Source organism: Glaciecola sp. XM2, from assembly GCF_018595715.1.
Classification (GTDB): Bacteria; Pseudomonadota; Gammaproteobacteria; order Enterobacterales; family Alteromonadaceae; genus Glaciecola.
The window spans coordinates 41,599-65,608 of the sequence record NZ_JAHEOJ010000025.1 but is presented as its reverse complement, the minus strand read 5'-3'; the positions used below and the strand labels follow the sequence as shown (position 1 = coordinate 65,608).

Annotated in this window: 22 protein-coding genes; 13 read left to right on the top strand and 9 right to left on the bottom strand. The window is 44.9% G+C overall.

The features are described 5' to 3' along the window. Positions 1–107: 107 nt before the first annotated feature. Entirely contained in the window at positions 108–1,337 is a 1,230-nt protein-coding gene (locus tag KJ365_RS12320) for a DEAD/DEAH box helicase (RefSeq protein ID WP_214451972.1), read from the bottom strand. A gap of 499 nt (positions 1,338–1,836) precedes the next feature. On the opposite strand from KJ365_RS12320, the gene rpsJ reads away from it, so the two are divergent. The 11 genes from rpsJ to rpsQ are packed head-to-tail and all read left to right on the top strand — an operon-like array spanning position 1,837 to position 6,769. Continuing rightward, positions 1,837–2,148, top strand: a complete 312-nt coding sequence (gene rpsJ, locus KJ365_RS12315; protein ID WP_010179497.1) for a 30S ribosomal protein S10 — start codon at positions 1,837–1,839, stop codon at positions 2,146–2,148. 18 nt (positions 2,149–2,166) lie between these two features. Beyond that, on the top strand, positions 2,167–2,805 hold the full coding sequence (gene rplC, locus KJ365_RS12310) for a 50S ribosomal protein L3 (protein WP_214451971.1): 639 nt from the start codon (positions 2,167–2,169) through the stop codon (positions 2,803–2,805). 14 nt (positions 2,806–2,819) lie between these two features. Next, positions 2,820–3,425 carry a 50S ribosomal protein L4 gene (rplD, locus tag KJ365_RS12305; RefSeq protein WP_214451970.1) on the top strand — a complete coding sequence of 202 codons (606 nt, stop codon included), beginning with the start codon at positions 2,820–2,822 and terminating at the stop codon, positions 3,423–3,425. Continuing rightward, a complete protein-coding gene (rplW, locus tag KJ365_RS12300; RefSeq protein WP_214451969.1) occupies positions 3,422–3,721 on the top strand; it encodes a 50S ribosomal protein L23 in 300 nt (99 codons plus the stop codon). The genes rplD and rplW overlap by 4 nt, the downstream gene beginning before the upstream one ends. Before the next feature lie 11 nt (positions 3,722–3,732). Beyond that, positions 3,733–4,557: a 50S ribosomal protein L2 gene (rplB, locus tag KJ365_RS12295; protein WP_214451968.1), complete on the top strand. Its 825-nt coding sequence runs from the start codon at positions 3,733–3,735 to the stop codon at positions 4,555–4,557. A gap of 15 nt (positions 4,558–4,572) precedes the next feature. After that, entirely contained in the window at positions 4,573–4,848 is a 276-nt protein-coding gene (rpsS, locus tag KJ365_RS12290; protein ID WP_014107406.1) for a 30S ribosomal protein S19, read from the top strand. Between the two features lie 10 nt (positions 4,849–4,858). Beyond that, positions 4,859–5,191 carry a 50S ribosomal protein L22 gene (rplV, locus tag KJ365_RS12285; RefSeq protein ID WP_214451967.1) on the top strand — a complete coding sequence of 111 codons (333 nt, stop codon included), beginning with the start codon at positions 4,859–4,861 and terminating at the stop codon, positions 5,189–5,191. A gap of 9 nt (positions 5,192–5,200) precedes the next feature. Next, on the top strand, positions 5,201–5,902 hold the full coding sequence (rpsC, locus tag KJ365_RS12280) for a 30S ribosomal protein S3 (RefSeq protein WP_214451966.1): 702 nt from the start codon (positions 5,201–5,203) through the stop codon (positions 5,900–5,902). Between the two features lie 2 nt (positions 5,903–5,904). Further along, positions 5,905–6,318 carry a 50S ribosomal protein L16 gene (rplP, locus tag KJ365_RS12275; RefSeq protein ID WP_214451965.1) on the top strand — a complete coding sequence of 138 codons (414 nt, stop codon included), beginning with the start codon at positions 5,905–5,907 and terminating at the stop codon, positions 6,316–6,318. Further along, positions 6,318–6,509 (top strand): 50S ribosomal protein L29, encoded by a 192-nt coding sequence (gene rpmC / locus KJ365_RS12270; protein WP_214451964.1) that lies wholly within the window; start codon positions 6,318–6,320, stop codon positions 6,507–6,509. The genes rplP and rpmC overlap by 1 nt, the downstream gene beginning before the upstream one ends. After that, entirely contained in the window at positions 6,509–6,769 is a 261-nt protein-coding gene (rpsQ, locus tag KJ365_RS12265; RefSeq protein WP_214451963.1) for a 30S ribosomal protein S17, read from the top strand. The genes rpmC and rpsQ overlap by 1 nt, the downstream gene beginning before the upstream one ends. A gap of 52 nt (positions 6,770–6,821) precedes the next feature. Here the strand turns inward: rpsQ and KJ365_RS12260 are convergent, their stop codons facing one another. From KJ365_RS12260 to KJ365_RS12230, 7 genes are all read right to left on the bottom strand, one after another. Beyond that, positions 6,822–7,976 carry a M14 family metallopeptidase gene (locus KJ365_RS12260; RefSeq protein ID WP_214451962.1) on the bottom strand — a complete coding sequence of 385 codons (1,155 nt, stop codon included), beginning with the start codon at positions 7,974–7,976 and terminating at the stop codon, positions 6,822–6,824. 53 nt (positions 7,977–8,029) lie between these two features. Beyond that, positions 8,030–8,872: an SGNH/GDSL hydrolase family protein gene (locus tag KJ365_RS12255; protein ID WP_214451961.1), complete on the bottom strand. Its 843-nt coding sequence runs from the start codon at positions 8,870–8,872 to the stop codon at positions 8,030–8,032. Between the two features lie 16 nt (positions 8,873–8,888). Further along, positions 8,889–10,358: an SLC13 family permease gene (locus KJ365_RS12250; RefSeq protein ID WP_214451960.1), complete on the bottom strand. Its 1,470-nt coding sequence runs from the start codon at positions 10,356–10,358 to the stop codon at positions 8,889–8,891. A gap of 79 nt (positions 10,359–10,437) precedes the next feature. Beyond that, the gene (locus KJ365_RS12245) at positions 10,438–13,431 is read right to left on the bottom strand and encodes a TonB-dependent receptor domain-containing protein (protein WP_214451959.1); all 2,994 of its coding nucleotides are present in this window, start codon (positions 13,429–13,431) and stop codon (positions 10,438–10,440) included. 111 nt (positions 13,432–13,542) lie between these two features. Beyond that, positions 13,543–13,938, bottom strand: coding sequence for a FecR/PupR family sigma factor regulator (locus KJ365_RS12240; RefSeq protein WP_214451958.1), 396 nt, complete (start codon positions 13,936–13,938; stop codon positions 13,543–13,545). Then, entirely contained in the window at positions 13,938–14,489 is a 552-nt protein-coding gene (locus KJ365_RS12235; RefSeq protein ID WP_214451957.1) for an RNA polymerase sigma factor, read from the bottom strand. Before KJ365_RS12235 ends, KJ365_RS12240 begins: the two co-directional genes overlap by 1 nt. Before the next feature lie 176 nt (positions 14,490–14,665). Next, entirely contained in the window at positions 14,666–15,469 is an 804-nt protein-coding gene (locus KJ365_RS12230) for a hypothetical protein (RefSeq protein WP_214451956.1), read from the bottom strand. 308 nt (positions 15,470–15,777) lie between these two features. Between KJ365_RS12230 and KJ365_RS12225 the strand changes: the two genes are divergently transcribed. Together KJ365_RS12225 and KJ365_RS12220 are read left to right on the top strand one after the other, a co-directional pair. After that, positions 15,778–17,586: a S8 family peptidase gene (locus KJ365_RS12225; RefSeq protein ID WP_214451955.1), complete on the top strand. Its 1,809-nt coding sequence runs from the start codon at positions 15,778–15,780 to the stop codon at positions 17,584–17,586. A gap of 109 nt (positions 17,587–17,695) precedes the next feature. Next, entirely contained in the window at positions 17,696–20,959 is a 3,264-nt protein-coding gene (locus KJ365_RS12220; protein WP_214451954.1) for a ligand-binding sensor domain-containing diguanylate cyclase, read from the top strand. A gap of 10 nt (positions 20,960–20,969) precedes the next feature. On the opposite strand, the gene KJ365_RS12215 is transcribed toward KJ365_RS12220, so the two are convergent. Continuing rightward, on the bottom strand, positions 20,970–23,882 hold the full coding sequence (locus tag KJ365_RS12215) for a sigma 54-interacting transcriptional regulator (protein ID WP_214451953.1): 2,913 nt from the start codon (positions 23,880–23,882) through the stop codon (positions 20,970–20,972). Positions 23,883–24,010: the final 128 nt, after the last annotated feature.

The window sequence follows — 24,010 nt, the reverse complement described above, 5'->3', positions numbered from 1 at the left end:
TGACTTGAGCGACAATGTTGTAACGTATTTTCAGTATGCAAAATCCGGTTGTGAATAAACGCATGTTTGAGCTCGACAACCTTCACATATATTCCACAGGAGCGCGATTAACGTTTCTTCTTACTAATAACCGTCTTACTAGCCTTATTGGATTTGTGTGGTTTACGATGTTTGCTAACACTTCTTAGTAAACTCTTTCTATCACTTACTTCAAACCCAGGTTTGACAATGCGCTCGATTTTTTCACCAATAAGCGATTCTATTCTCTCAACGCTGCGTTCTTCTTCTCTGCTAACAAATGAAATGGCGTGTCCTGCATTACCCGCTCGTCCGGCGCGGCCGATACGGTGCACATAGTCTTCTGCTAAATATGGCATATTGTAGTTGATGACATAATCAAGTCCCTGCACATCAAGACCTCTGGCAGCAACCTCGGTTGCAATCAATACCTGAAGCTTGGCCGATTTAAAATCGGCGATGGCTCTGCGTCTTGCGCCTTGGCGCTTATCACCATGACATACGGCCGCGGGCACTTTACTGGCTTTCAGCCCCTGCATTAATCGGTCGGCCTGTTCTTTTGTACTCGTAAAGACAAGTACTTGAAACCAGTTATGCTCTTTAAAAAGCGCATTGAATAGCGCAATCTTTCGACTTTCTTCTACCGGATAAATCACATGCTTAACGGTATCTGCCGCCGCGTTAACTTTTGATACGCGTATCTCTTTATGATTATTGAGTATTTTATGACACAGCTCGTTGACAGCAGGGGAGCTAGTTGCGGAGTACAGCAGCGTTTGGCGCTTCTCGCTGGTGCGTTCTACGATATTTAAAACATCGCTTATAAAACCCATGTCTAGCATACGGTCGGCTTCGTCTAGTACCACAAACTCAACTTGCGCTAACGTCAAATGGTTCAACGCGATGTGTTCTAATAGGCGACCAGGGGTTGATATAAGAATATCTACACCTTGGTTTAGTTTGCTCGCTTGCCCGGTAAGTTTTACGCCGCCATAGAAAGCGGTAACAGTCAAAGTCGTAAATTGGGCATACTTACTGATGGTTTGCGCAAGCTGTTCGGCAAGTTCTCGCGTAGGCGTTAATATAAGTGCGCGAGGCGCTTTCGCCTGTGTACCCTTTGGTGTATCGAGCATCTGCTGGAGCACCGGAATAGCAAACGCGGCCGTCTTACCTGTGCCCGTTTGTGCATTCACGAGTAAGTCTTTCCCTCTTCGTGCATGGACGATACTCTGGCTCTGCACTGGCGTCATATCCTCATATCCACAAGCGAAAATTGCCTGCTCAAGTGGTTTTGCGAGGTCGAGGGCTGAAAATTTCATGTGCGTTCCTGTGAGTCAAAGGTGATATCTACTAGTGTATAATCTGCTAGTACAAAGCAAAAAGTAAGCAATGCGCTAAGATTGCATTGCCGAAAATTTGGGAAGACGAATATACACCATTTTATCACTTTGAGATAAGCCCATTGTTAGTTGTAACCTCATTTACTGCAATTGAAGTGCGCCATATAGCGATTTTATTGGTTTGAAGTCACAAAAACACTTGCACAAGCTTGGCATAACTGTATAATTCGCGCCCACTGTCTAGAGCAACTTATGCAAAATGACATGACGTGGTGGGTGTTTATCTAGGTCAATCAGTGCTTTGTCACTCCTTTAGAAAACACTACGCAGCTACTTACAAAGCAGGTGCACATCACATATGAACAGGATCCCGATTGGGGATCACCGGTTTACGCACATCTTTTCAGCCCTCTTTCATAAAGAAAGAAATAGGCGTGAAAAGATGAATTTTTTTGTTCTTTCGATTGGAGCTTAATCGATGCCAAATCAAAGAATTCGTATTCGTTTAAAAGCGTTTGATCACAAGTTGATCGATCAGTCTACAGCGGAAATCGTTGAAACAGCTAAGCGCACTGGTGCACAGGTAAGTGGTCCAATTCCACTTCCTACCCGCAAAGAGCGTTACACTGTGTTGATTTCTCCGCACGTAAACAAAGACGCGCGTGATCAATACGAAATCCGCACACATAAGCGTTTAGTAGACATCATTGAACCAACTGATAAAACAGTTGATGCTTTGATGAGATTGGACTTGGCCGCCGGCGTTGATGTTCAAATCAGCCTAGGCTAACAAGAGAGGGTAATAACAATGTCGATTGGTCTTATCGGTCGTAAAGTGGGCATGACTCGCATCTTCACTGAAGATGGCGTATCTATCCCTGTGACTGTTATTGAAGCGACCCCTAACCGTGTGACTCAGTTACGTACTCAAGAAGTGGACGGTTACCGCGCACTTCAAGTTACCGCTGGCACCAAAAAAGCAAATCGCGTTAACAAAGCGGCCGCTGGTCACTTTGCTAAAGCTGGCGTAGAAGCTGGACGTGGTTTGTGGGAGTTCCGTTTAGAAGACGGTGAAGGTAGCGAAATGGAAGTGGGCAGTGAAATCACTGTTGAAATCTTCAACGATACCAAAAAAGTGGACGTAGCAGGCACATCTAAAGGTAAAGGTTTCCAGGGCGGTATTAAGCGCTGGAACTTCAGCCACCAACGTATGACTCACGGTAACTCATTATCTCACCGTGCACCGGGTTCAATTGGTCAAAACCAATCACCTGGTAAAGTATTTAAAGGTAAGAAAATGGCGGGCCAACTTGGTAACAAGCGCGCGACCACTCTTTCTTTAGAAGTTGTACGCGTAGATGCTGAAAACAACCTTTTATTAATCAAAGGTGCCGTACCTGGCGCACCTGGTAGTGACGTTATCGTCAGACCAGCTGTTAAAGCGTAACTGGGAGTGAACTGATGGAATTAACATTGAAAGACGCCAAAGGCGCTCTTGAAGTATCAGACGCCACTTTTGGACGTGAGTTTAACGAAGCTCTTGTACACCAAGTCGTAGTGGCTTTTGGTGCAGGTGCTCGTCAAGGTACTAAAGCGCAGAAAACTCGTTCAGAAGTTCGCGGTGGTGGTAAGAAGCCATGGCGTCAAAAAGGCACAGGCCGCGCTCGCGCCGGCACTATCCGAAGCCCAATTTGGGTTGGTGGTGGTCGCGCATTCGCTGCAAAGCCTAGAGACTTCGATCAAAAAGTAAATAAAAAGATGTACCGTGGTGCGATCAAAAGCATCCTTTCTGAATTGGTACGTCAAGACCGTTTAATCGTGGTAGAGAAGTTTGGTGTTGATGCGCCAAAAACAAAAGATCTACTCGTTAAGTTAAATGAATTAGAACTTAAAGACGTGTTAATTGTAACGGCTGAAGTGGATGAGAACTTGTTCTTAGCTTCTCGCAATCTTTACAAAGTAGACGTTCGCGATGTTCAAGGAATTGACCCGGTTAGCTTGATTGCTTTTGAAAAAGTATTAATGACCGCTGACGCAGTCAAAGCACTTGAGGAGGCATTAGCATGAACCAAGAACGTTTATTAAAAGTGCTAGTCGCACCTCACGTATCTGAGAAAGCAACCTTAGCAGCAGAAGGCGCAAATACATTTGTATTTAAAGTCGTCAAAGATGCGAACAAAGCCGAAGTGAAAGCAGCAGTTGAATTGTTGTTTGAAGTGGAAGTTGACAGTGTTCGTACCGTGAACTGCAAAGGTAAAACTAAGCGTTATGGCCAGAATTTTGGCAAGCGTAGCGATTGGAAAAAAGCTTACGTTTCACTTAAAGAAGGCCAAGACATCGACTTCGTCGGTGCCGGTGAGTAAGAGGATTAGACATGCCATTATTGAAAGCTAAACCTACTTCTGCTGGTCGTCGTCATGTTGTTCAGGTAATCAACCCTGACCTACATAAAGGTGCACCACACGCTCCATTGCTAGAGAAAAATAGCAAAAGCGGTGGTCGTAACAACAACGGTCGTATCACAGTTCGTCATATCGGTGGTGGTCACAAGCAACACTACCGTGTTATTGACTTTAAACGCAACAAAGACGGCATTCCAGCCAAAATTGAGCGTTTAGAATATGATCCAAACCGTTCTGCAAACATTGCACTTGTGCTTTATGCAGACGGTGAGCGTCGCTACATCTTGGCTCCTAAGGGTGCACAAGCGGGCGATGCAATCCAATCTGGTTCTGATGCACCAATTAAACCAGGTAATGCTATGCCTATGCGTAACATGCCTGTTGGTTCAACAGTACACGCGATTGAAATGAAGCCTGGCAAGGGTGCACAAATTGCACGCTCTGCTGGTAACTACGCACAAATTCTTGCGCGTGAAGGAACTTATGTGACTTTACGTTTGCGCTCGGGTGAAGTACGTAGAGTATTATCTGACTGCCGTGCAACTATCGGTGAAGTAGGTAATGCTGAACATATGCTTCGTTCACTAGGTAAGGCTGGCGCTACACGCTGGCGTGGTGTTAGACCAACAGTTCGTGGTGTTGCCATGAACCCGGTTGATCACCCGCACGGTGGTGGTGAAGGTCGTACTTCTGGTGGTCGCCACCCAGTATCACCTTGGGGTGTTCCTACTAAAGGTAAGAAAACCCGAAGCAACAAGCGTACTGATAAACTTATCGTACGTCGTCGAAACAAGTAAAAGCGAGGATTCACCATGCCACGTTCTCTCAAGAAAGGTCCTTTTATTGACCTGCACTTGCTGAAGAAGGTTGAGGCTGCAGTGGAAAAGGGCGAAAAGAAACCAATTAAGACTTGGTCTCGTCGCTCCATGATCATCCCAGATATGATTGGGTTGACCATTGCGGTCCATAACGGTCGCCAACACGTTCCTGTATTTGTCAGTGACGAGATGGTAGGCCATAAGTTGGGCGAATTTGCGCCTACGCGTACTTACCGTGGCCATGTCGCGGATAAGAAAGCCAAACGTTAAGGAGATAGAAATGGAAGCATTAGCTAAACACCGTTTTGCTCGTACGTCGGCTCAAAAAGCACGCTTAGTTGCAGATCAAATTCGTGGGATGCATGTAGAGAAAGCTTTAGAGCTCTTGTCATACAGCCCTAAGAAAAGCGCAGGCTTGATCAAGAAAGTGCTTGAGTCAGCCATTGCGAATGCCGAAAATAATGAAGGTGCAGACATTGATGAATTATCAGTGGCAAAAATCTTCGTTGATGAAGGCCCAACTATGAAGCGTATTAAGCCGCGTGCCAAAGGCCGTGCTGATCGTATTTTTAAGCGTAGCAGTCACATTACCGTGATTGTAGCGGATAACTAGGAGTAGATAATGGGACAGAAAGTTCATCCTACCGGTATACGCCTGGGTATCAGCAAACCATGGACATCGACCTGGTACGCAAATACTGCAGAGTATGCCGACTTTTTATATAGCGACCACAAAGTTCGTCAATATTTGACTAAAGAACTTAAGAACGCATCACTTTCTAAGATTGTGATCGAGCGCCCAGCTAAGAGTATACGTGTGACTATTCACACTGCTCGCCCTGGTGTGGTTATTGGTAAGAAAGGTGAAGACGTAGAGAAACTTCGCAACCATGTCACTAAGCTTGCCGGTGTGCCAGCTCAAGTGAACATTGCGGAAGTACGTAAGCCTGAACTTGATGCACAGCTTGTTGGAGATTCAATCTCTAGCCAGTTAGAGCGTCGTGTTATGTTCCGTCGCGCCATGAAGCGTGCGGTACAAAACGCTATGCGTCTTGGTGCATTAGGAATCAAAGTTGAAGTAAGTGGCCGTCTTGGTGGCGCTGAAATCGCACGTAGCGAATGGTATCGTGAGGGTCGTGTACCTTTGCATACATTCCGCGCCGACATCGATTACGCGACCTCTGAAGCACTAACCACTTACGGGATCATTGGCGTTAAAGTCTGGATCTTCAAAGGTGAAGTATTAGGTGGTTTACCACTTACTCAAGAGCAACCAGCTCCTGCACCTAAGAAGAAAGGGCGCAACGCTAAGCGAGAGGGCTAATCATGTTACAACCAAAGCGTACGAAATTTCGTAAAATGCATAAAGGTCGTAACCGTGGTCTTGCTGTTGCGGGTAGCAAAGTAAGCTTCGGCACCTTCGGCCTAAAAGCAATTGGCCGTGGTCGTATGACTGCTCGCCAAATCGAAGCGGCACGTCGAGCCATGACTCGTCATGTTAAGCGTCAGGGTAAAATTTGGATTCGAGTTTTCCCAGACAAGCCGATTACCCAGAAGCCTCTAGAGGTTCGTCAAGGTAAAGGTAAAGGTAACGTTGAATATTGGGTTTGCCAAATTCAGCCAGGTCGTGTGTTGTACGAAATGGAAGGTGTTCCTGAGTCAATTGCACGCGAAGCCTTTGAATTGGCTGCAGCTAAATTGCCGTTTAAGACAACATTTGTAACTCGGACGGTGATGTAATGAACGCGACTGAACTTAAAGAAAAGAGTGTAGAAGAGCTAAATGCTGAGTTGTTAAACCTTCTTCGTGAACAGTTTAACCTTCGCATGCAACATTCTACAGGCCAGCTTGAAAAAACTGACCAACTTAAAACGGTACGTCGCAGCATCGCACGTGTTAAAACCATTTTAACTCAAAAGGCTGATTCGTAATGACTGAACAGAAAATCCGTACAGTACAAGGCCGTGTAAGCAGCAACAAAATGGATAAAACCATTACTGTTGTAGTAGAGCGTTTTGTTAAGCACCCTATTTACGGGAAGTTTATTAAGCGTTCAACTAAGATGCACGCTCACGACGAAGCTAACGTGTGTAATGAAGGCGATATCGTGACCATCACTGAATGTCGTCCTCTTTCCAAGAACAAAACTTGGAAGTTAGTTGACGTAGTGGAGAAAGCTCGAGTCGTTTAATCGAGCGGATAAAATTGAAAGGCGCTGGTCGAAAGATCAGCGCCTTTTTTATTTATTCTGGTTTAAAGATGAAGGCTTCAGGCGGCGTTGCCAACATTTTATTTTGTAGCACTTTTGCTGCTTGTGTAGCGACATGATTAACCATTTCTAGAGGTGTGTTATCACCCATTTCATAGGTAATCGAATGAATTTTGAATTCGTCCGCTAAATATTGCTTTAATACGCCTCGGCCTGGGCTGCTGCCAGGACGCTCTCGCAAGGTAAATGAAGACACCAAATGCGGCTTTAAATCTGCCAAATATTCTTCTGAGAATAACGCTGGCGCAAGCCCGTAGTCACTTGGCATGGTGTAAAATATATCCTGCTGTGTGGAGTGAAAATCTAAAGCAAATACAATTCGCTGCTCAGCTTGAATGATTTCATTAATAAACCCGTAAACCGCTTGGGTTTCTGCTTGGGTAAATTTCCCCCAGTCACGGTTTAGATCTGTGCCTTTTACATTGTGTCGCCAATGTCCATGAGCAACGCCATCAGGATTCATATTTGGCACTAGCAGCACGTTAAATCGGTTCAAAAACGACTCGTTGGCATGTTCGATGAACATTGCTTGTGCAAACGCTAGATAGGCCTGTGCCCCGCTTATTTCAGGTGGATGTTGACGGCCAATCAATAATAACCACTCTTTATTTTCTGGCTTACTATGAACAAGTGCATAGATGCTGCGCCCTTCGGTAGACTTGCCTATCTCCCTTTGCAACAAAGATGTCTTTTCAGTGAGTGTCTGCTGCCATTGAACATAGTCCTCATTATCTATCACTTGCTGAGCCGATATCATCACCGGCTGTTGATTTACTTCTACTGCGATATGCATATCGCCATCTTTAAGGGTAAATGGAATAGCTTCAAACGTTGAGCCGTCGAGGCTACGTTTTGGCAAGTAGCGTGGGCGAGCATCGCCAGCAGAAATGGCGATAGAGACTGTGGTTGCCACTTTGCTAGATATCGTGAAGTTATACCAAGGGCTTGGATTAATCGGGGTATCTTCAGGCTCGATATGTAATATAAACTCAGTTTCCGAGAGCTGTTCGCAACGTGCTAACCCTCCTTGATCGTAGTTTGCGTCAAAGGATATATCTTTGAAATCACATGCAATGGCAGTGTTCAGGCTGGATATGAGTACGAGTATGCCAAAAATAGGTTTTATCATCGAACAGTCAACTCAGTTAATAAGATTTTCATCTTTATAGATGAATCAGTAGATTAGGGCGAGCTATTTTTTTGCCAACCATAAAACTCTGCCACCGTATTCCATGCGATGGTCTGAAGTTGCTCAGCCTCTTGTGGCCCTAAATCAGCGATATAGGGGATGCCAACGGGGGACTTTTGATAAAGCGCTGCATAAAAGACACACGCCGCCAGATACGTGCCAGCTCTACTCGGATGTTTAATATCCTTGCGATAAGTTATTTCACGCTTTTCATTAGCGCTTAGAACGTCGGCGGTATAAAGAGAAATACTAGGCGCCTGTTGCATAGCGTTGTGAAATGCTATCCCCACTGGAACCACTTGCACGTCCAAACGATTTGCCAGTGCGATATAGGTTCTGGCCAAGTCGTTAATCATCTCTGGTTCATTTTCATAGGCCCATGTCATAAAGAGGATGGGCTGAATGTCATTACGTCTTAGGGTGTTGACGTATTGAGCCGTAGACATAATGAATTGTTCTGCTCGTTTCGCATCAATCGGTTCATTACTGTGCCCTTGGAGCACCACAGTCGGCCATTCTTTCGCATCTACCACGTCTTCAATTATGCTTTCATGTTCATGCATTCGGGCCCCAGATAGCGTTTGTAGGCGATAGCGATGCTTACCTCTTTGCCACGCGCCTTGTGAGCGGATGAGTGAACCAAGGTGATTGTGTATGCCATCATTAAAAAAACTAAAGCTATTACCCACAAATAACGCATTGTGGGGATTGATTGGCGTAGTTACGACCTTAGGTTTTGGCAATTCGCTATCTAAGACAGCCTCTTTTGTTTGAGCATGACTGACATTACCTAATAGCAATAGTGCAAGTAGCGGTATACAACGATATTTGAGCATACAAATCACCTCTGACCTATAAAAATATCCACGGAGCTAAATAAATAGCAACCAAACTCAATAGCAACATGCCAATCATATTTAGCACGAACCCTGCTCTTACCATTTGCGGTATGCTAAGTGCACCAGACGCAAATACAATGGCATTTGGTGGTGTAGCGACCGGTAACATGAACGCGCAACTTGCCGCTAGTGTAATAGGAATGCATAGCAACAAAGGAGACACGTCTAACTCCAAAGCGACCGCTGCCATGACGGGTAGGAAGGTCGCCGCAGTAGCAACGTTTGATGTTAGCTCAGTAAGAAAAATCACCAGCGCGGTTGCGCCTACTACGAGTACAAAGATACCTAAGCCACCAAGAGGTGTTAATGAACTCCCTAACCATTGGGCAAGCCCAGAACCCGATACCGCTGCTGCAAGGCTTAATCCGCCCCCAAATAAGATGAGCACTGCCCAAGGTAGGCGATGTGTGTCTTGCCAAACCATCAGCTGGGATTGTGCTTTGTCACCACTAGGGACTAAAAACAGCAATACCGCTGCCGCCATAACGATGCCGGTATCTGATAAAAAATCTATGCCAAGCCATGCAGATAATGGACGTCTTATCATCCAAAAAATGATGACAAGCGCAAAGATAACCGCAACGCGCTTTTCCGCGTCACTCATCGGCCCTAAATCGGTCTTTAACTGGTCCAAATGTGTTTGCACTTGTGCGTTTGCCGCGATATTGACCTTGTACGAAAAGTGCGTCAGTGACCACCAAGCTAGCGGTAGCATGACTAACATGATTGGCACGCCTACCAGCATCCAACTAGCAAATGATATTTGGATGCCGTAGTTTTCTGATAAAAATGCCACAAGCAAAGCGTTAGGCGGTGTGCCCACAAGGGTTGCTAACCCGCCAATGGTTGCAGCATAGGCAAGTCCAAGCAACATGGCCGTTTTAAAGCTCGCTATTTGTTTTTTACTTAAACTAGAGTTGTTATCGACGATAACATTGGCCACCGACAGTGCGATAGGCATCAACATCATTGTTGTAGAGGTGTTTGTCATCCACATGGATAAAAGGGCTGCGACTATCATAAACCCAGCGATTAATCGCTTTCCATCAGTGCCTGTGAAGGCCAGTATTTGTAGGGCGATACGCGTATGTAGGTTCCATCTCTCTACCGCTAAAGCCAGTAAAAATGCACCAAGAAACAGAAAAATAATAGGATTGGCGTAGGGTGCGGTAGCATCCGACATCGATGCTATCCCTAAGAATGGAAACAAGACAATGGGCAAAAAGGCAGTGACAGGTACGGGGACCGCTTCGGTCGCCCACCAAGTTGCCATCCAAAGTCCAATTGCACCAACGCGCCAAGCGCTTGCATCCATAGTTGTTTGCGAGTCACCAAACAACATCATTATCGAAAACAATAGTGGGCCTAATACCAAGCCAATATCTTGGTATCGACCACGATGCTCTGCAGTGGCAGTCGTCATATATAACCTTATGTTAATTGATAAAATTACCGCGGTAGGAGTTTACCGCGGTGTTTTGTGTTTCAACAATTAAAACCTGCTAAAAGGTCATGCGTAAATCGACATAGTAACTGCGTCCGAAATCGTTATGAGCATCTGAGAAGAAACCAAAGAAGCGGTCTGCTAACGGTGCGCGTTCATTCGTAAGGTTTCTCACACCAAAACGCAATCGTGCTCTGCTGTCTTGGAACGAATCAAAGCGATAGTCAAACGTTGCATTGTATCTTGTCATCGATGGGATCGTGTACAAGGTGCCATCATCTAAAGTGAGTGAGCTTTGGTAGAAGTCACCTACGTAAGTCGCACTTAGGGATGCACCAAAGTCATTCTGACGCCAAGTCAGTCTGGCTGTCTGCCGCTTTTCTTGGTTACCATCTCGGCCAATTAAATCGGCAAAGCCATCGATTGGGAAGCTTGCGGGAAGTACGCCGTTTTCTTGTGCAGCTACTAGAAGAGCAGCATCGCCACCGGCTTCTTGCTCATATTTATCTAATAGAGAAGCGTTATAGCTAAATCCAAAGTCACCGACTTGTGTTTCAAAATCCCAATACACGCCTAAGTCGAATCCTGCAACAGTACGCTTATCTAAATTCGCATATCGGTCATCGATAAACTCGATGTCACCCGCAGGACATATGCCTGCTGCATTGTAAATCGCCGCTTCATCTTCGCCAGCAGGTGCTCGCGTTACCGCAGGATTGAAGGTGGTGCTGTCGCAGTTAGTATTGCCATTTTCTATGCGCAACAACAAATCAAGCAAGGTGTGGTTTTCTTCACCAAATAAGCCAATTGTGTCTTCTTTCTCAATAGACCAATAGTCCAAAGTGACGGTAAAATCATCTGTTGGTGTGAGCACGATACCCAATGAGATATTTTCCGATGTTTCTGGTTGAAGGTTCTGCGAGCCTTGTGCAATACGCTGTATAGAGTTTCTGCAATCAAGGGTATTTTCATCTGGGTCGCCACCATTAAGCGCTGCGAACTGACAGGCGTAGTCGTCGCGCGTATTGTTTCGAGCAACAATACTTTCATTAATCGTGATCAGGTTAGGGGCGCGAAATGCTTCTGACCATGAGCCTCTTAACAGCACCGATTCAAGCGGACGCCAACCAAAGGCAATTTTACCAACGGTGGTAGTGCCCACATCTGAGAAATCTTCGTAACGCAATGCCGCTTGTATATTTAGATTCTCTAACACAGGTATTTGTAATTCAGTAAACAGTGACGTTACTTCACGTTCACCGCTGCTATCGGGCGTAGGACTTGAGTTAACAACATCAGAAACGAACGGAAAGGTATCACCTTCAAAATCAGTAAATGCGATGGTGCCATCTAGTCGGTCGTCACGATTGTCGATGAACGATTCCTCACGATATTCAAAACCAATCACGAGGCCAACAGGACCGCCAGGTAACTCAAAAATGTCGCTGTTTGCAAATTTGATATCAAACATTTTTAAATCGGTTTCATTATCTCTTCGCACGTCTATCAGCGCGCGTTCAATATTAGAATTCACGCCACCGCTAAAGGGATTATATGCCGCGGCGGTTGGATCATTTAGGGCTTCTTGCATCAGAGTGTTTGATACTCTATTGCGTGTAATATCTTCCTTGTCCGCCTTTGAATATGTCAGTGCGGTCTCCCAGTCCCAATCATTCCATGAGCCTCTAAAGCCTTGTAACAATCGAATAGTCGTACCGTTGTTGTCGACAATGCGCGGCACCTCAGCATAACGATAATTATCAATAGTCAATTCTAAGCCTTCGTCAGGCACGCCGGGTATAAGAGATGCGTCCAGACGGTTAGGAGAGCCGATTGGACCAAGTGGATTATAAAAATTGTTTGCGCCAACACGCAGTCTAGATGTCGTAAACGATGCTGTCGGATGACGATTTAAATTAGTATTCGAGCGATAGTAAGATGCTTCAGTAAAGCTCTGTACGCCGTTATCGAAGTCATGGTTAATAAATAAGAAAAGGTTAGTCCTATCTAACTCTGAACTCAAATCCCTATTTTCATTTAGATTATAGCGAACCGTGCCGTTGCCATCTGCTGCGCCACAAACGTTGGCGTTAATTGCGTATTCACAGCGTGGATCTCCAGCAGGAAAAACCTCAAACTCGCCTGCGCTGTCGGTAAGGTTTCCAGACAAACCTGCGCTCGAGGCTCTTGTGACTAGGTCAAACTGACCAAATAGTGAGTTGGCGCTATCGTTTCTAAACAATGTGGTGTCTGCATATGGTGAGCCTTCAGGTAACAACCTTCTAAAATCTGAGTCTGCCCAGCGTGGGTCGTCCTGAGAGTTTACTCGGTCGCGTTGATAGTAATTTGCAAATACGCTGACGTTGGTGCGACCGTCATTTAAATCTTGGCCCCACTTTAAGTTAAGGGTTTGCGTATCTCTTGGAATATTATCAAATTCAGTCCATCGACCCGACACTTGGAATCCGACATAGTCTGAATCCACTACATGGTTTACAACACCCGATACCGCATCTGCACCATAGATGGCAGATGCACCGTCTCTGAGTACTTCAACTCTTTGCAGGCCTGCAGTAGGGATAGTATTCACATTGACTGAGTTGACAGGCACGAAGCTTCCGCCAACTTCTTCTGTTTGATAGGAGGCGGCATTTACCATGCGTCTGCCATTTAGCAACACTAAGGTGTTACCTGTGCCTAAGTTACGCAGGTTGTAAGCGCCCACATCACCGCGCGCCGCGTTGACACCGCCGCCGATGTTTTCTGCTTCATTAAAAAAATTCTGTCCGTTTTCTGGGATCGCCTCTAAAAGCTCATCGAGAGAGTCCACACCTAGTATTTCAATAGCTTCGGCATCGAGTACAGATATCGCAAGGGCTTCTGCCACTTGGCCGCCTTTGATGTGTGTACCGACAACTTGGATCTTTTCGACCGCTTCATCTTCTTGAGCGCCAGCAGCACTTTGCTGCGCCAATGTAGGTGGCGCAATTAAAGCAGCTGCAACAAAGGCAGCAACCGGCTTAAGGGGAAATTTGGTATAGGACTTTTTCATGGTTATTGCTCGTTTTTATTGTTAGTTATGCATACATGACGCACCTAGAGCAAAAAACCCCTATTGATATTTACAAAAAATTTACAACCGGATTTTAACGGTCAGTGGAAATTAGAACAACAAGGAGAGGAAACCAACAGAAATAGTCGCTATGACTGTCCACAGCAAAGGCGGAGATACCTGTGCATACCCGACATTTTCGGAGCAATTTAAAATGCCGTTATTGGGCTGCGATGTAGCGCCCATACCCTTTATATTTTGAGGTAGTTGAATAACTTGAGAGCGCTCAATACGGTCCGCCATCGTTTTAATAACGGAAGATTGCGCCCACAACAAAGAGAGCTCTTCAAAGGCTTGACGATGTTTCGCATCAGACATCAGCCATTCGTTCAGCTCTTGATAGTCTTCAGGTTGCGTGTCCTCATCATCAAACTTTGCAATCCAAGATGACGCATCATCAATGACGCGCTGAGGAATTCTTGCACCAGCCCATTCTTCGATAAACATTAGCCGACCTGTCTTCTTGTTGTCTTCGTGCTGCTTTCGACCATGTATTTGCGGCAAAGTTGCAAGCCCTTAGCCAAATGGTTTTCGACGGTCTTTTTAGAAATACACATCATGTCAGCAATCTCGCTGTGGGATTTTTCTTCAATTTTTCTCATAATAAACACTTGCCGACATATGGGGGGCAATCGATTAATGGCTTGTATCAACAACTCACTGGTTTGCTCGCCCATAGCGCCTTTTTCGATAGAAAGGGTGCGATAGGATTCGGACTGTTTGTGTGTTTCATAATAAGCTTGGCAAACTTTATCGTGGCGAAGTGCAGAAATAGCCATACGTTTCGCACTCGTGACCAGATACGCAATGGGAGACTCCAACCTATCGTTTTGCAGTTTAAGGTAGAGCGCCAAATAAGCCTCTTGTGCGATATCTTCCGCACGCGCAGCTTCAACCATTTGCGTAAGCTTATTTACCAATACCGGTTTGAAACTGAGTAATTTTTCTATGATTTGTTCGGCGTTTTGTTCTGTTTTTATCGAAGTAGAAGTTGTCATAGACCCACCTATTACACCTTTACAGCGCTTATTCTTCTAAGATTTGGAAGGGATTTATCACAGTTATCACCCCTTGGCTTGAACTTGTTATAACACAAAACACATAGATACTTAAAGTTTTAGGCGCACTAATGCTCTGCCTGCACTGGCCTTAAGAAGTGAATGTACTAAGTATATTATTGAATGTGGAGCGCCGGTGAGGGGATATCTAAAAACACGGTGATGAGGCGTCCATCTCGATTAACCTGAAATATGAGTGTGTCTGCATTTGGGATCATACGTTGCAGTTGTTCAAGTTGCTGCGGGTTATTCGGGTTAAGCCCGTTTATGCTATTAATAATGTCACCTTCTTTTAAACCTGCCTGGGTGAAAAGCTTTGGACTCACCCCGGGCATTGCAATCATGCCATCTGCACGAGTGTTCGGTGTTGAAAGAGCGACGATATGTTCTAACCGTTTAGGTCGATTTCCGATTTCTTCTGCGCTCAAGACATCGACGTATGGCGCTGCGTCATTTGCCTTGTTAGCCAGTAAATTGGGGCCAATTAGATTAAGCATGAACGGAGTGCTTTGATATTCCACAACGACATTGTCTTGATTAACGTCGATTAGCACAATCTCACGCCCAAAGACTCGCTCTTGAAGCTGATATTGCTGAGCGACGCCTGCCGATTCAATAAGTGCTTGCGTATCTCCGTCGGTGCCAATTAACTTTAATGCTAGCGGCAGTGCGAGATCATTTTTAGTTGTCAGTGCGTTACGCTTAGCTTCTGAAGTCTTTGACCTGTCGGGCTGGTTGTCATTAGTTTGGTCGTAACGATTGGTTTCTAGGCTTACATAGGGTTCGCTAGTAGATGAGATCTCAGCATCTCTGTGATAAGCGTTTTCAGGGCTATCAGCTGTTCTAAATATCGACAAGAGCGCATACGCAAGAACCAATAGTGCGGTCGCTGATAACATCAACGCATGTTTTCTGTGCATGTCAATTCTCCCCTTTGACGTATATATCGACCGTTGAAACAAATATTCAAATTTTGTAAGCGGCATAATAAGTGAACAAATGAATTTAAAATATGAACAACATAAAAAGGTGAACACACATATTGAACTTAATAAATGAATAAAAAAGTGTTCAATATTTTATTTTTGATCAAAAAAATTATTACATGATTAAAAAATCAATAAAATCATAAGGTTAAATTTTGTTTCAAGTTGGCATGTTACCTGCTAACACGACCTCAATAAGATTCCAAGCCTTGCAATATAGCAGGTTACGAAAGAGGTATTACATGACAACCACTGGTAAATTTACATTCGTTGCTGCTCTTGCACTCATATGCACATTAACGTTTGCTATGTTTTCGTCTGGCTGCAGTCCTCAAGCGTCATTAAATGATTCAAGCAGCGTTTCAAGCACAGAAGTAAAATCATATATTGTGCAGGGTTCTGATCCACAGAAACTCGTTGAGCTCGTTGAGAACGCGGGCGGTAACGTTAACAAGCAATTTCCTATCATAAACGCTGTTAGTGCTTCAATGACATCAACGCAAGTAGAGCAGATAAAAAAAACCAGTGGCGTAAGGATCAGTGATGACCGAGAGGTGCGCACAATGGCCTCATCTGCTGCGCTCTCTACTATGTCTTTGACACCTAAATCTCCTGTCATTGATACCTTAATCACAAAGCAAGTAGAGGCTAACCGACTTCACAATATGGGCATCACGGGCAGGGGCGTCACTGTTGCTGTTATCGATAGCGGAGCAAACTACGGTGGTCCAATTGGCTCATATTTATTCAACAACACAATGGGTCAACAGCGAGCTCTGCTAAAATACGATGCATTAGCAGGGCAAGAAACATATTGGTATAACGATGATAATAACGGTCACGGCTCGCATGTTAGCGGCATTATCGCAAGTAGCCTCAGTGACGGCAGCGGCACATATAATGGTATTGCGCCTGATGTGTTTTTACTCTCGATTAAAGCATTTGATGCTACAGGTGGGAGTACATATTCTCATATTTTAGACGCACTTAATTGGATAGAGGTCAACCAACACAAGTATCGTATTAGAGTCGTCAACATGTCGTTGGGTGCGCAAGCGAATTCAAGGTATTGGGACGACCCTATCAATCAAGCGGTCATGCGATTATGGCATCAGGGTATTACGGTGGTGACCTCTGCAGGAAACAACGGCGAATCACTTGGGATTACGGTCCCTGGTAATAATCCATATGTGATCACGGTTGGCGCATCGACGCATAACGATACGCCTTTTTTCTTGGAAGATGATCGTGTTGCCTCTTTCTCAGCAAAAGGTCCGACATATGAAGGATTTGTAAAACCTGACATTGTTGCGCCAGGAACGAAAATTGCCGTCAAACTCGATTCGCAGTTTTTTGCACAGCCGTTACGAGCGAGTGAAACAGGCTTAGATTATTCTGTTATTTCAGGCACATCGCAGAGTTCTGCCGTAGTTGCTGGTATTGCTGCTTTGATCATGCAGGCACACCCAGGTATTCGTCCAGACGATGTCAAATGTAAGCTGATTGCTGCGGCAAAGGTTGCACGTAAAGACGAAACGTACGCATATTCACCACTGCAACAGGGCAGCGGTGCGGTAAATGCATTTGACGCAGTGACTTCAACTGCTACTAATTGTTCAAACCAAGGTTTAGATATCGTGGCAGACTTGACAGGAACGGGTGGTTTTTATGGCCCTGTTTCAAAGCAAGGTGATGAGTTTTCGATACAACTATCGAACGGAAAAGTATTGTCGCATGGTGCTCATTGGGGAACGGAGATTTTGGCATTGCAAGGTGCACATTGGGGGGAGGAAACTTTCACATTACAAGGCGCACATTGGAGCGAACAAATCATTTCTATCGAGGGTGCTCATTGGGGTAATCTTGCTACAAGATTACAAGGCTCCCACTGGAGCAATGAATCTCTTAAACTGCACGGAGGACATTGGGGGGATGAGAGTTTGATGCTCCTTGGTACTGACTCAAACACACATTTACAGGACTTAGAGCCAGATGCTAGCAATGACAACCACACAGGCGAGCCAGAAATGCCCGCTGTAACTTGGCAATAGGCTCAGCTACTTGTTGTTGCGATATAAATAGCCGTCTTATGACGGCTATTTTAAAGGAAAGCCCATGCAGGCCGACATCTTTACATAACCCGGATATTATGAACTCATCATGCAAACATTATCATTAAGCATCATGAAAATTGCAGACAATGCTATACGCAAGGCAGCGGCAGTGTTTATCGCCATGGCGATTTTTGTGAGCGTGGCGCATGCTTCTATCGACAATGTACGCTTTGAGCATTATTTTGTAGAGCAGGGCTTGTCTCAGCAATCGATTACGGCAATCTTTCAAGACTCCAATGGTTTCATTTGGTTGGGTACGCAAGAGGGATTAAACCGATTTGATGGCCGCAACTTTCTGCAATTCACACCTTCTTTTGAGGACGAAAATAGCCTTGCCTTTTCTTGGGTTAACTCAATAACTGAAGACCGTCACGGTAATATCTGGGTTGGGACAAGAGACGGATTAAGTAAGTATGATGCAGCCCTAGATTCATTTACCAATTTCAAGGCTGACGGACAAGACAGCAGCATCAACGATAGGATCGTACGCAAAGTTTGGGTAGACAGTAGGGGAGACTTGTGGGCGACCACGAGAAAAGGGCTCAATAAGTACTTACCAAATGAGCAGCGCTTTAAACCTTATAACTTAAATGGCGAAGACGGCAAGAGCGTAGACATTTTTGCGATCACTGAAGATATTTCTGGTGGGCTTTGGCTCGGCAGTAACGAGCATGGTTTGTATCGGTTTGAACCAACAAACGAAAGCTTTTCGCGCATTGTCTCGACTTTCCCAAGTGCTAATGAACTGAAGATTGGCGAGATCCGCTCGCTGTACATTGATGATACTCAAAAGCTATGGATTGGTACGATAAATCTAGGCACCTATACCCTCGATTTAACGCAGGATAAGCCTGAAAACGCTGCCCAAAGTTTGACGATGTTACCAGGTATGGAGTCGGTGACGTCTTCCGATATTATTCAAGATACTGATGGCGTGTTGTGGTTTGGTTCGCCGCAAGGTCTTACTTACCTTACGGGCGATGGTAGCATTAACAAAATGGTCCATAGCGCAAAAGATAGAAATTCATTATCTGATTCAAGCGTTTCTGCACTTTTTCATGACCGCTCTAACGTGCTCTGGGTTGGCACATTCAAAGGACTTAATCGTTGGAACAAAGCAACAACACAGTTTGATCATTACCGGGTGTCGGGCACTGAAGGTAGAAGTTTGACCGGCAATGTCATCACTGGCATCAGTCAGCTAAATGAGACGACTGCGCTTGTTAGTAACCTACAGGGTTTAGATCGCGTGGATGTAGTAAGCGGCGAAATTAAAGCTATTGTCGTCCCGGGTTCGACGCCAGAAACGGCAAGCAATTATACGGTGATGTCTTCTGCGGCGTTAAACGAATCAGAGGTATGGCTAGGAACGTCGACTGCAGGCCTAATTAAATACAATATGCTTGACGACACATATGTACAATATCGTCGTACGGCAAACGACGAACTGGATGAGCGAAGTCTACGCTCAAACGGCATTACCGCCATTTATATTGATGCACAAGAGACGGTTTGGATAGCGACTTATGGGGGCGGGTTGAGTCGCTACAATCGTGCACAAGACGATTTCACCACATATTTAACCGACCCTGATGATATTTATACGCTTTCTTCAAATCGCATTATGTCTATAACTGAAACACGTGACGGTCAGCTTTGGTTGGGTACGTGGGACGGCGGTATCTCGGTGTTTAACCCTGCTACTGAGTCAGCGTTTAGAATTCAGACTGACGCTCAAAGCGAGAACAGTTTGAGTGCTAATTTAGTGTGGACTATCCACGAAGATACACACAACAATATCTGGGTAGGCACACATGGCGGCGGAATCAATCTGCTAACGGCAGAAAAGCGAGACCGTGCCGATATTTCTTTTGAGCGCATAGGTAAAAACCGAGGTTTACCCAGTAACGTTGTGTTTGGGATCTTGGAAGATGATAACAAGCAGCTATGGGTGAGTTCCAACCGCGGGTTGAGTAAGCTAAATCCGCAAACGCTTAGTTTTACCAACTTTACTTACGCAGAGGGTTTGCAAGATAACGAATTTAACTCAGGTTCGTATTTGCAGATGTCAGATGGCCGAATGCTATTTGGCGGTTCAAGTGGAGTGACGGGTTTCTATCCAAATAATGTCAGTATAAACGAGCATGCACCGAGCACGGTCATCACGGCTTTTCAGCGTCTGGACAAAGTTGGAGGGATTGCACCTCAATTAGATGAAATGGGTCGCTTAGTGCTCGAATATACCGACTATTTGATCGGTTTTGAATTTGTAGGATTACATTTTGCTGCGCCTGAGAAAAATCAGTTTAAATATCGCTTATTAGGATTTAATGAGCAGTGGTTAGGGGCTAGAGAGATCCCTCGTGCAGTCTATACAAACCTGCCGTCTGGTGAGTATACCTTTGAAGTCATTTCTGCTAATGGCGACGGCGTCTGGAACTATGAGCCTGCGAGTGTCGACATTTTAGTAAAACCAGCGCCTTGGTTTTCAGTGTATGCCTATACCGCATATATTGGCATTATTATGCTGATGCTTTACATGGGCTATCGAGCTTATTGTAGGAAGCTAAATGCCGACATAAAGTATCGCAAAGCGCTTGAACGTGAGGTCACTAAGCGCACCGAAGAACTCAGTCTTGCCAACGAAAACCTACTCAAAGCCAGCATCACCGATCAGTTGACAGGGTTGTTTAACCGTCGTTATCTTTTCGATGTTATTGGTGAAAAGTCACAAGCAGTGTTTGAAAACTTTACTGCAGCGCTTCAAAGAGGTAAGGCTGACCATGAGATAGGTCCGAGATTATTCTTCCTCATGTTTGATTTAGATGGCTTTAAGCCAATTAACGATACTTACGGGCATGACGCAGGCGATAAAATGATCCAGCAGGTTGCCCACTTGCTGCAAGAGGTCTGTAGAATTAACGATATTGTGATTCGTTGGGGTGGTGATGAGTTTCTTGTTGTTGGTGAAGTCAACAAAATTGAAGAGGTAGCAGCTCTTGCTGAGCGGATCCGCATTCATATCGCCAAACATGGTTTTGATATTGGGCTTTCACAAAAAATGCACTTATCGTCCTCTATTGGCTTTTCAGTATACCCGTTCAGTCATTACTCGCCTGATTCGTTAAGTTGGGAGCAGGTTCATTTAATCGCCGACAATGCGCTGTATCATTCGAAAGATGGTGGCAAAGATATGTGGACAGGTATTCTTCAATCTGAATCACCGGTGCCCTTTACGGTAATGAATGCCCTATCGTTGAATCTAGATAACGCGATCGCACAAAAGCACGTCAAAGTCATCAGTAGTTAGAGCGGATTGTTTATAGCTGACGTTTCAGCTTGTATAAAGTCGGCTCACTCACCCCAACAAACTGCGCTGCTTGCGTCATATTGATGGTTTGTTTTGCCAAAATAACTCTAAGTAAGGCCATCTTAATGCTTTGCAGAGGCTGATGTAATGCGACTTTGCCATCAGCAACCTGTTGCAGCAGTTCTATCACATTTGGCCAAGCGCTAGGGACTCTGTCTTGTTGGAAGGTTTGTGCTTTGTGCACTTTGCGTCGAGCTGTACTTATCGGTAACTGAAACAACAGCGCAATCTCTTTATTTGTGTTTAGTCTTCGGCATGCGTGTTGAAACAAGCAGTTTTCCATCCATACGCCCACTTCTGGGTCGCCATGCTGAGGGGTATTGCTTAATTCATCAATGACGTTTTCTAAGCTTGATGTAAGGGCCGTAAGCCAAGTATTTTCATCCAAAGGTTTGGAATATGTTTCACCAGGGCGAGTTTGTGCAGCGCCGTTGCCTTGTGTAGCCGTCGCCATATCGGGGCTTTCAGCTTTTGTTGCAAATGGATAGACTACATTGTTATCGGCCTTTTCATTGTGCGTGTCCAAATGCGTTTTATGCGTCACCTCCAGATTTAGGTCGTCGTATTCGATGAGATCACCTTGGCAAAGCAGACTGGCTTGCATCAGTTTATTTTCTAGCTCTCTGACGTTTCCTGGCCATGAATACTGCCGCATTCGAGCTAACGTATCGGCAGTTAAATGTTTACGCGGCATTTCAAACTGACTGGCAAATTTGCTTAAAAAATGGATGCATAACAATTCTAAGTCATCTAAGCGTTTTCGTAATGCTGGACTATGCAGATGCAGCACGTTTAGCCGGTAAAAAAGGTCTTGTCGAAACTTGCCAAGACGTACTTCTTGATTAAGGTCTCTGTTTGTTACGGCAACAATTTTGACGTCGACACTTAAGGATTTTGTACCCCCTATTGGCGTATAGCTTTTTTCTTGTACAAAACGCAATAATTTTGGCTGCATTGAAAGCGGGAGCTCGCCTATTTCATCAAGTACCAGTACACCACCATCGGCCGCGGAAATTTTTCCAATACTTTGGCTTTGTGCTCCTGTAAATGCGCCTTTAACGTGTCCAAACAGCTCAGATTCAATCAAGGATTCGGGTATCGAGCCGCAGTCTACAATCACTAATGGTGCTTTGCTACGCGGGCTAAGTGCATGCACCGCATGGATAAGCTTTTCTTTGCCGGTACCACTTTCACCGGTGATTAAAACGGTAGTGTCGGTTTGTGCTGCCCGCTGTGTCTGATGTGCTACTTTTTGCATAATCTCAGAGCGATAGACCAAAGCACTTGACTGTAAGCCAGTTTTTAAGGTCTTAAGTTCTGCTTCAAGCTGCGCATTTTGTTGCTCTAGTTGCCGATTTAATTCATCTTCTAATTGACTGCGTTTAAGCGCTTTACCCATTTGTCGAGCGAAGCCGGCAAAGAGCATGGTGGAATCATGCGTAAGCTGAAAACTTGTTTGAAGACCGGCAAAATAAAAACAGGCATTGAGGTCTGAACCCACTGGAATTACCAAGCAACGATATTCATCATATTCATGCTCTACATGTTCCTTCAAAGACAAGGCACTGTTTGCCATTTCATAAAGTGCGTCTTGATGGTCAAAGGAAGCACTTGGTAACATTTCAACTTCTGCCATTTCGGATATAGCAATGTTTTGTTCAATCACGCTGTTTGGTGCATTGGTGATAATGCCCGCATGAGAAAATTCAAATGTACACGCCAATCGCTCGGTGACCTGTGCGAGTAAACGTTCAAATGCGTATTCGTCGGCAATGATCGAGGTGATATCCCAAAGTAGCAGCATATTTCTGTAGTTAGTGATGTTGTCGGGAGTGAAGATGCCGCCTAGGTAATTAAATTCTTGTTCATCTTGGGCAAACTTATCTGCTTGCCAACTTACAATACTAGGTTTGTCTGAGCTTTGTGCTGCTTTTAGTGCAAGCTCAGCGCGCTGTATTAGCAAGGCTGATGCTGAAGTGTTGTCTACGGTTACTTCTGCCTCAGCAATACTTGCGACCCCTACATTAAACGTGAGTCGCGTAGAGTTACCCAGATAGGGGCGGGCATGGAGTTCATTTTGTAGTTTTTTCGCTAACGCATGCACGTCACTTTCATCACCATTGCTAAACGCAATCCCAAATAACGCTCCCCCAAAACGACAAGCTAGGTCGTCTTCTCTGGTGTGCCGGGTGAGTATGTCAGCTATTTCGGTGAGCACTCTATCGCCTTTTGCTTGGCCAAATTTACGGTTAACGGTCTGAAAGTCTCTGCAGTGGATCATACAAAGATGCTTGGATGTAAGCTCATGGTCACCGTCGATAAATCGTTGCAAAGCGGTACGACTTTTCAACTTAGTTAAACTATCTTCGGTGAGCACATCAAATTGTTCAAAGATTTTATGACTTGCGATGAGGGCAACACATTGATGAAAAAAGTGCCTTTGTATCGGGCACAACACTTCTAACTCTGATGTCTGGCTCAGTACTTGTAACCACAGCGGGAAAGCGTCTTCACAGATGAGTATGATTTCGGCGGATTCAAGTGATGACATCTGTACAACATTAGTGCGGCGCTGTTCGTTTTGTACAAGCTCTCCGTGAGCGGATTGATTAACTTGCACAATAAGGTAGCGTGCGTTGTGAACCGTAAAGGAAAATTGGTAATCTGCAAAACTATGATGAATTTCGGCAACAAAATCAGCTTCTTTGAAAGTGACTTCTTCTTGAATATCTTTTGGTGCGTTGCCCACATGAAAAGCCGCCTTTGAGTGCGGTCCGCTGTCGCTAAACTTCGCATAATCACTGGCACTGATAAGCCTGATTGCGTTCAATAAATGTTGGCGTGCCGAGTAAGTGGGATTCATTACTACTTTTACTAATGGATCATTTAAGTTATATCGGTATATCTGGCGGTTTTCTTTAAGAATTTGATAATTTATGCGCAAGGCTTTACTCGTGGTGACCTTTGTTTTACTGTATTTGCACACGCAAC

What these genes read in the sequence shown, in the direction of transcription:
- rplP (WP_214451965.1), top strand. Translation starts at nt 5,905, where the DNA reads ATGTTACAACCAAAGCGTACGAAATTTCGTAAAATGCATAAAGGTCGT.
- rpsJ (WP_010179497.1), top strand. Translation starts at nt 1,837, where the DNA reads ATGCCAAATCAAAGAATTCGTATTCGTTTAAAAGCGTTTGATCACAAG.
- rpsS (WP_014107406.1), top strand. Translation starts at nt 4,573, where the DNA reads ATGCCACGTTCTCTCAAGAAAGGTCCTTTTATTGACCTGCACTTGCTG.
- KJ365_RS12250 (WP_214451960.1), bottom strand. Translation starts at nt 10,358, where the DNA reads ATGACGACTGCCACTGCAGAGCATCGTGGTCGATACCAAGATATTGGC.
- KJ365_RS12260 (WP_214451962.1), bottom strand. Translation starts at nt 7,976, where the DNA reads ATGATAAAACCTATTTTTGGCATACTCGTACTCATATCCAGCCTGAAC.
- KJ365_RS12215 (WP_214451953.1), bottom strand. Translation starts at nt 23,882, where the DNA reads ATGAATCCCACTTACTCGGCACGCCAACATTTATTGAACGCAATCAGG.
- rplC (WP_214451971.1), top strand. Translation starts at nt 2,167, where the DNA reads ATGTCGATTGGTCTTATCGGTCGTAAAGTGGGCATGACTCGCATCTTC.
- rplB (WP_214451968.1), top strand. Translation starts at nt 3,733, where the DNA reads ATGCCATTATTGAAAGCTAAACCTACTTCTGCTGGTCGTCGTCATGTT.
- KJ365_RS12230 (WP_214451956.1), bottom strand. Translation starts at nt 15,469, where the DNA reads ATGCACAGAAAACATGCGTTGATGTTATCAGCGACCGCACTATTGGTT.
- rpsQ (WP_214451963.1), top strand. Translation starts at nt 6,509, where the DNA reads ATGACTGAACAGAAAATCCGTACAGTACAAGGCCGTGTAAGCAGCAAC.
- KJ365_RS12245 (WP_214451959.1), bottom strand. Translation starts at nt 13,431, where the DNA reads ATGAAAAAGTCCTATACCAAATTTCCCCTTAAGCCGGTTGCTGCCTTT.
- KJ365_RS12255 (WP_214451961.1), bottom strand. Translation starts at nt 8,872, where the DNA reads ATGCTCAAATATCGTTGTATACCGCTACTTGCACTATTGCTATTAGGT.
- rpsC (WP_214451966.1), top strand. Translation starts at nt 5,201, where the DNA reads ATGGGACAGAAAGTTCATCCTACCGGTATACGCCTGGGTATCAGCAAA.
- rplW (WP_214451969.1), top strand. Translation starts at nt 3,422, where the DNA reads ATGAACCAAGAACGTTTATTAAAAGTGCTAGTCGCACCTCACGTATCT.
- rplD (WP_214451970.1), top strand. Translation starts at nt 2,820, where the DNA reads ATGGAATTAACATTGAAAGACGCCAAAGGCGCTCTTGAAGTATCAGAC.
- KJ365_RS12320 (WP_214451972.1), bottom strand. Translation starts at nt 1,337, where the DNA reads ATGAAATTTTCAGCCCTCGACCTCGCAAAACCACTTGAGCAGGCAATT.
- KJ365_RS12225 (WP_214451955.1), top strand. Translation starts at nt 15,778, where the DNA reads ATGACAACCACTGGTAAATTTACATTCGTTGCTGCTCTTGCACTCATA.
- KJ365_RS12240 (WP_214451958.1), bottom strand. Translation starts at nt 13,938, where the DNA reads ATGTTTATCGAAGAATGGGCTGGTGCAAGAATTCCTCAGCGCGTCATT.
- KJ365_RS12235 (WP_214451957.1), bottom strand. Translation starts at nt 14,489, where the DNA reads ATGACAACTTCTACTTCGATAAAAACAGAACAAAACGCCGAACAAATC.
- KJ365_RS12220 (WP_214451954.1), top strand. Translation starts at nt 17,696, where the DNA reads ATGCAAACATTATCATTAAGCATCATGAAAATTGCAGACAATGCTATA.
- rplV (WP_214451967.1), top strand. Translation starts at nt 4,859, where the DNA reads ATGGAAGCATTAGCTAAACACCGTTTTGCTCGTACGTCGGCTCAAAAA.
- rpmC (WP_214451964.1), top strand. Translation starts at nt 6,318, where the DNA reads ATGAACGCGACTGAACTTAAAGAAAAGAGTGTAGAAGAGCTAAATGCT.